Origin of the sequence: Oceanobacillus chungangensis, from assembly GCF_003369565.1 — a bacterium.
In the GTDB taxonomy this organism is placed as follows: Bacteria; Bacillota; Bacilli; order Bacillales; family Amphibacillaceae; genus Oceanobacillus; species Oceanobacillus chungangensis.
Map to the genome: position 1 here is coordinate 1013 of NZ_PIOD01000027.1, position 357 is coordinate 1369.

The window sequence follows — 357 nt, forward strand, 5'->3', positions numbered from 1 at the left end:
ACTGAGCTAATCCTCCAACGCACAGGATGTGCTAGTGCATGTGTTGCGATAGGACGTCGCGTACTTAACATGCCATCCTTTAAAATGGTGACCCGTACGGGATTCGAACCCGTGATACCGCCGTGAAAGGGCGGTGTCTTAACCGCTTGACCAACGGGCCAGTTAAACTTTTGCAAATAAATAGCTCCACAGATAGACTTCAAATTACGAGCAATCGACGAACTGCCGATGCTCTACCATTGAAATACTGTAAAGCGATTAGAAATAAAACGTTTGCCTGGCGGCGTCCTACTCTCGCAGGGACAAAGTCCCAACTACCATCGGCGCTGAAGAGCTTAACTACTGTGTTCGGGATGG

The 357-nt window shown here is 48.7% G+C and carries 1 tRNA gene and 1 rRNA gene; both read right to left on the reverse strand.

Annotated elements, in window-relative coordinates:
- Positions 1-85 precede the first annotated feature (85 nt).
- Positions 86-160 (reverse strand) — tRNA-Glu (locus CWR45_RS20000).
- A 115-nt stretch (positions 161-275) separates the two neighbouring features.
- A 5S ribosomal RNA gene (gene rrf, locus CWR45_RS20565) occupies positions 276-357 on the reverse strand; the annotation flags it as partial.